This window comes from Streptomyces sp. YS-3, from assembly GCF_045257485.1.
GTDB lineage: Bacteria > Actinomycetota > Actinomycetes > Streptomycetales > Streptomycetaceae > Streptomyces.
Genome location: NZ_JBJHPC010000433.1, coordinates 1 through 6,149 on the forward strand (window position 1 = coordinate 1; position 6,149 = coordinate 6,149).

The 6,149-nt window shown below is 68.6% G+C and carries 5 protein-coding genes; all 5 read right to left on the reverse strand.

Annotated elements, in window-relative coordinates; all coding sequences use genetic code 11:
• Positions 1 to 400 precede the first annotated feature (400 nt).
• The gene (locus ACJA3G_RS27345; RefSeq protein WP_406555706.1) at positions 401 to 1,426 is read right to left on the reverse strand and encodes an ABC transporter ATP-binding protein; all 1,026 of its coding nucleotides are present in this window, start codon (positions 1,424 to 1,426) and stop codon (positions 401 to 403) included.
• Positions 1,419 to 2,393: an ABC transporter ATP-binding protein gene (locus ACJA3G_RS27350; protein ID WP_406555707.1), complete on the reverse strand. Its 975-nt coding sequence runs from the start codon at positions 2,391 to 2,393 to the stop codon at positions 1,419 to 1,421. Before ACJA3G_RS27350 ends, ACJA3G_RS27345 begins: the two co-directional genes overlap by 8 nt.
• Positions 2,394 to 2,406: 13 nt before the next feature.
• Positions 2,407 to 3,426: an ABC transporter permease gene (locus tag ACJA3G_RS27355; protein ID WP_406555708.1), complete on the reverse strand. Its 1,020-nt coding sequence runs from the start codon at positions 3,424 to 3,426 to the stop codon at positions 2,407 to 2,409.
• Positions 3,419 to 4,342: an ABC transporter permease gene (locus ACJA3G_RS27360; protein WP_406555709.1), complete on the reverse strand. Its 924-nt coding sequence runs from the start codon at positions 4,340 to 4,342 to the stop codon at positions 3,419 to 3,421. Before ACJA3G_RS27360 ends, ACJA3G_RS27355 begins: the two co-directional genes overlap by 8 nt.
• A 73-nt stretch (positions 4,343 to 4,415) precedes the next feature.
• Positions 4,416 to 6,041, reverse strand: coding sequence for an ABC transporter substrate-binding protein (locus ACJA3G_RS27365; protein WP_406555710.1), 1,626 nt, complete (start codon positions 6,039 to 6,041; stop codon positions 4,416 to 4,418).
• Positions 6,042 to 6,149: the final 108 nt, after the last annotated feature.

Below are 6,149 nucleotides of genomic sequence, written 5' to 3' on the forward strand. Positions count from 1 at the left end.
GAGGGTGGTGCCGGAGTAGGTTTTGCTGCCTGGCCAGGTGTTGGGTTGCTCGCGCAGTTCCCCGCGCGACTTCTGGGTCCGGTTTTTGTCTGCGGCGTGGTGSGTGGCTGGTCGCGCAGTTCCCCGCGCCCCTAAAGACCAGGCCGTCTGCGGACCGTGCGTGGCTGGTCGCGCAGTTCCCCGCGCCCCTGAAAGGCTCGGCTGCGCCCTCGCCGACACCCCCCAGGGGCGCGGGGAACTGCGCGAGCAACCCACCACCGCCCCGCAGCCAAAAACCGGGCCCTGAAGGGGCGCGGGGAACTGCGCGACCAGCCACCCACCACGCCGCAGACAAAAACCGGACCCAGAAGTCGCGCGGGGAACTGCGCGAGCAACCCAACACCTGGCCAGGCAGCAAAACCTACTCCGGCACCACCCTCTTCTCCTCCGCGAAGTGGCACGCCGACGGATGGTGCGCCGGGCCCGTCGCCAGGCGGAACGCCGCCGGGACCGCCAGTTCCGGCACCTCCAGCGCGCACCGCTCCCGCGCCTTCCAGCACCGCGTACGGAACCGGCACCCGGAGGGGATGTTCGCCGGGGACGGCACATCCCCGGTGAGGATGATCCGCTCGCGGTGCTCCCGCGCGGACGGATCCGGCACCGGCACCGCCGACAGCAGCGCCTGGGTGTACGGGTGCGTCGGATGGTCGTAGATCTCCTCGTCCCGCCCGGTCTCCACGATCCGGCCGAGGTACATCACCCCCACCCGGTCGGAGATGTGCCGCACGATCGACAGGTCGTGCGCGATGAACACGTACGACAGCGAGAACTCGTTCTGCAGGCGCTCCAGCAGATTGACCACCTGCGCCTGCACCGACACGTCGAGCGCGGAGACCGGCTCGTCCGCCACGATGACCTCGGGCCGCAGCGCGAGCCCCCGCGCGATCCCGATGCGCTGGCGCTGGCCGCCGCTGAACTGGTGCGGGTACCGGTTGATGTACTCGGGGTTGAGCCCCACCACGTCCAGCAGGTCCTGCACCTTGCGGCGCCGGTCGCCCTTGGGCGCGACCTCGGGGTGGATCTCGTACGGCTCCCCGATGATGTCCCCGACCGTCATCCGGGGGTTGAGGGACGTGTACGGGTCCTGGAACACCATCTGGATGTTGCGGCGGACCGCTCGCAGCGCCTTGCCGGACATCTTGGTGATGTCCGTGCCCTTGTACTTGATCTGCCCCGCCGTCGGCCGCTCCAGGTTCACCAGCATCCTGGCGACCGTCGACTTGCCGCACCCCGACTCCCCCACGATGCCCAGCGTCTCGCCGGCCGCGAGGTCGAAGGAGACCCCGTCGACCGCCCGTACCGCGCCGATCTGCTTCTTGAAGAGGATGCCCCGGGTCAGCGGGTAGTGCTTGACCAGGTCGCGCACTTCCAGAATCGCCTCAGTCATCCAGGCACTCCTTCCAGAAGTGGCACGCGCTCCTGCGGGTCTCGGAGACGACCGCCAGCGGGGGGACGTCGGTGCGGCATACGTCCCGCGCCATCGGGCAGCGCGGATGGAAGGCGCAGCCGGGCGGGATGTGCGTCAGGTTCGGCGGCAGGCCCCGGATCGCGTACAGCTCGCGCCCCTTCTGGTCCAGGCGCGGGATCGACCGGAGCAGGCCCTTGGTGTACGGATGGGCGGGCGCCCGGTAGATCTCGTGGACCGGGGCCTCCTCCACGATCCGGCCCGCGTACATCACCGCGATCCGGTCCGCGACGTCCGCGACCACCCCCAGGTCGTGGGTGATCAGGATCAGCCCCATGTTCATCTCGCGCTGGAGCTCCGCGAGCAGGTCCATCACCTGGGCCTGGACGGTCACGTCGAGCGCGGTGGTCGGCTCGTCCGCGATGATCAGCGCGGGCTCCAGCGCCATCGCCATGGCGATCATGATGCGCTGGCGCATACCGCCGGAGAACTGGTGCGGATACTGGTTGACCCGCTCCTTCGCGGCCGGGATGCGCACCCGGTCCATCAGCTCGACGGCCTTGGTCCTGGCCTCCGCCCGGGACATCCCCCGGTGCACGGTGAACATCTCGGCGAGCTGCGCCCCCACGCTCAGTACCGGATTGAGTGAGGACAGCGCGTCCTGGAAGATCATCGCCATCCCGGACCCGCGGATCCCGCGGCGCTGGTCCTCCTTGAGGGTGAGCAGGTCCCTGCCCTGGAAGACGATCTCGCCGCCGGTGATCCGGCCCGGCGGCATGTCCAGGATGCCCATCACCGCCTGCGCGGTCACCGACTTGCCCGAGCCGGACTCGCCGAGCACGGCCAGTGTCTCGCCGGCCGCCACCGAGTAGGTCACCCCGTTGACGGCCCTGGCGACGCCGTCCCGCGTACGGAACTCGACCTGGAGGTCGCGCACTTCGAGCAGCATGGTGTCCAACTCCTCAGCGCAGCTTGGGGTCGAGGGCGTCGCGCACCGCGTCGCCGAGCATGATGAACGCCAGCACGGTGACCGCCAGCGCCCCGGCGGGCCACAGCAGCATGTGCGGGGCGTTGCGGATGTACGGGGAGGCGGCCGAGATGTCGATGCCCCAGGAGACGGACGGCGGCTTCAGCCCGACGCCGAGGTAGGAGAGCGTGGCTTCCAGGGAGATGTACGTACCGAGGGCGATGGTCGCCACGACGATCACCGGGGCCACCGCGTTGGGCGTGATGTGCCGCAGCAGCATCCGTGAGTTGGAGGCACCGAGCGCGCGGGCCGCCTGGACGTAGTCGTTCTGTTTGGCGGTGATCACCGAGCCGCGTGCGATACGGGCGATCTGCGGCCAGCCGAGCAGGATCATGAAGCCGATCACCGGCCAGACGGTCGTGGAGGTGACCACGGAGAGGAAGACCAGACCGCCGAGCACCACGGGGATGCCGAAGAAGATGTCGGTGATCCGGGAGAGCAGCGCGTCCCAGCCGCCGCCGAAGAACCCGGCGAGCCCGCCCAGGACCGAGCCGAAGAGCGCGACCCCGAGGGTGGTGCAGACGCCGACGGTGACCGAGGTGCGGGCCCCGTAGACGGTCCGGGTGTAGACGTCGCAGCCCTGGCCGTCGTAGCCGAAGGGGTGACCGGGCCGGGAGCCCAGCTGGGCCTTGGAGAGGTCGCACTTGAGGGGGTTGCCGGAGGCGATCAGGGACGGCCACAGCGAGATGACCACCAGGAAGAGGATGATCGCGCCGGAGATCAGGAAGACGGGGTTGCGCCGCAGGTCCCGCCAGGCGTCGCCCCACAGACTGCGGGGCCTGCCCGTAGGGCCGGTGCCTTCCGGTCCGCCGGGTGCCCGCTTCTCCAGGGTCGCGCCCTCGCTGATCGCGAGGTCCATGGCGCCGCTGGTGCCGGTGGGCGCGATGGCTCCCTCGTTGACGCCGCCCGCACCCGTCGCGGCGACCGAACGTTCGTCGAAGTCGGGCTCAGGCATAGCGGATCCTCGGGTCGAGTACGGCGTACAGGAGGTCGACGACGAGATTCGCCACCAGGAACACCAGCACCAGAACGGTCACGAAGCCGACGACGGTCTGGGTGCTCTGGCGCAGGATGCCCTGGTAGAGCTGGTAGCCGACGCCGTGGATGTTGAAGATCCGCTCGGTCACGATCGCCCCGCCCATCAGGGCGCCCACGTCCGTACCGATGAAGGTGACCACCGGGATCAGTGAGTTGCGCAGCAGATGCCGGGTGATCACCCGGCGGCGGGGCAGGCCCTTGGCGACGGCGGTACGGACGTAGTCGGCGCGGGAGTTCTCCGCGATCGAGGTCCGGGTGAGCCGGGTGACGTACGCGAGTGAGACCGAGGCGAGGACCAGGCCCGGCAGCAGCAGCTCGTCGAAGGGGGCCTCCGGGGAGACCGAGGGCTTGATCCACCCCCACTCGACGCCGAGCAGCAGCTGGAACACCAGACCGGTGACGAAGGTCGGGATCGCGATGACCACCAGGGTCAGGATCAGCACCGCGGTGTCGACCGGCCGGCCGCGCCGCAGACCGGTGACCACACCGAGGGTGATGCCGATGACGATCTCGAAGAGGATCGCGATGATCGTGAGCCGGATGGTGACGGGGAAGGCGGTCGACATCAGCTCGGTGACCTTCTGGCCGTTGAACGCGGTCCCGAAGTCACCGGTGAACACGTTCCCCATATAGGTCGTGTATTGCTGCCAGACCGGCTTGTCGAGGCCGAACTCCCGCTTGAGGCGGGCCGCGGTCGAGGGGTCGCAGGCCTTGTCGCCGCAGAGCCCCGCGATGGGGTCGCCCATCACGTTGACCATGAGGAAGATCAGCAGTGTGGCGCCGATGAAGACCGGGATCATCTGCAGCAGACGCCGGATCACATAACGTCCCATGAACCGCTCCGAGAGTCTGGGAAGGGGTCCGGCCCGGCGCGGGGGCGCGCGCCGGGCCGGACCGCCGCCGGCGTCAGCTGACCTTGATCTCGTTGTAGACGGGAACGCTGAACGGGTTCAGGGCGACGTTGGAGATCCGGGAGGAGTAGCCGGCGCTGCCGTTCTGGTACCAGAGCGGGATGGCCCCCATCTCGTCGCGCAGCACGCCCTCGGCCTTCTGGAAGAGGCCGATCGCCTTGGCCTTGTCCGTCTCGGCGTTGGCCTGGTTCACCAGCTTGTCGAACTCGGCGTTGGTCCACTTGCCGTCGTTGGAGGAGGCGTTGGTGTAGTACAGCGGCTGGAGGAAGTTCTGGATCAGCGGGTAGTCCATCTGCCAGCCCGCCCGGAACGGCCCCGACATCTTGCTCTGGGTGATCTGGTTGCGGAAGTCGGCGAAGGTGCCGACCGGGTTGCCGACGCACGCCCTGTCGTTGCCCAGCGCGTTGTTGACGCTGTTGCAGATGGCGTCGATCCACTCCTTGTGCGAGCCGGTGTCCGCGTTGTACGAGATCTTCACCTGGCCGCCGGGGATCCCGCCGCCCTCCTCGATGAGCTTCTTGGCGGCGGCCGGGTCGTACTTGCAGGCGTCCCCGCAGAGCCCCGCCTTGTAGCCGCCGTCCGCGCCCAGCACCGGTGAGGTCCAGTCGGTGGCCGGGGTGCGGGTCTTCTGGAAGATGGTGTCGGTGATCTGCGCGCGGTTGATCGCCATGGACAGGCCCTTGCGGACCTTCGCCGCGCCCGGGGTGTTCCAGGCGTCGTCGTAGTACGGGAAGGCGAGGGTCTGGATGATGCCGGCCGGGGTGTTGATGTACCGGTCGCCGAGGTCCGCCTTGACGTTCTTGAGCTGGGAGGCGGGCACGTCGTCGACGAGGTCGAGGTTGCCGGCGGTCAGGTCGGTGTAGGCGGTGTTGTTGTCGGTGTAGACCTTGAGGTCGACACCGCCGTTCTGCGCCTTGTCCGTCCCCGGATAGCCGTCCCACTTGCGCATCTCCAGCTTCGAGCCCTTGGTGTACGAGTTCACCGTGTACGGGCCGTTGCCGACCGGCTTGGACAGCCACGCGGCGTGGTTGTCGAAGAAGGCCCGGGGCAGCGGGGCGAAGGCGGCGTAGCCGAGGGTGTCGGGCCAGGTGGAGAACTTCTGGTTGAGCTTGACGGTGAAGGTGCGCTCCCCGGTGACCTTCAGCCCGGAGAGGCTCTCGGCGCTGGGCTCGCCCTTGTCGGGGTGGGTCTTGTCGTAGCCCTCGATGTACCCGAAGAAGTACGCGTTCTTCTGGTTGTTCTTCAGGTTGGCGCCGTAGTTCCAGGCGTCCACGAAGGACTTCGCGGTGACCTTCTCGCCGTTGGAGAAGGTCCAGCCGTCCTTGACCGTGACGTTGAAGGTGGTCGAGTCGGTGGTCTCGATCTTCTCGGCGAGCATGTCCTTGGCGGCGCCGGTCTTCGGGTCGTACCGCTTGAGCCCCCGGAAGAGCATGTCGAGGACCTTGCCGCCCTGCACCTCGTTGGTGTTGGCGGGCTCCAGCGGGTTCTGCGGATCACCCCAGGACGAGCTCACGATGCCCGAGGCGCCACCGCCACCGCTGTCCCCGCCCCCGCAGGCCGTCGCCGCGAGAGCGACGAGCGCCGCGCAGGCGGCCCACTTGGCGTGCGTGGCTCCGCGCATGGAGTCCTCCTAGAGTCCCAAGTCTGACTTAGGGCCAAATATCACCCCGGGAGGGGAAGGGGTGCATGTCTGCTGCACCCGAATGGGCGGAGGGATGAGCGGGGGGAG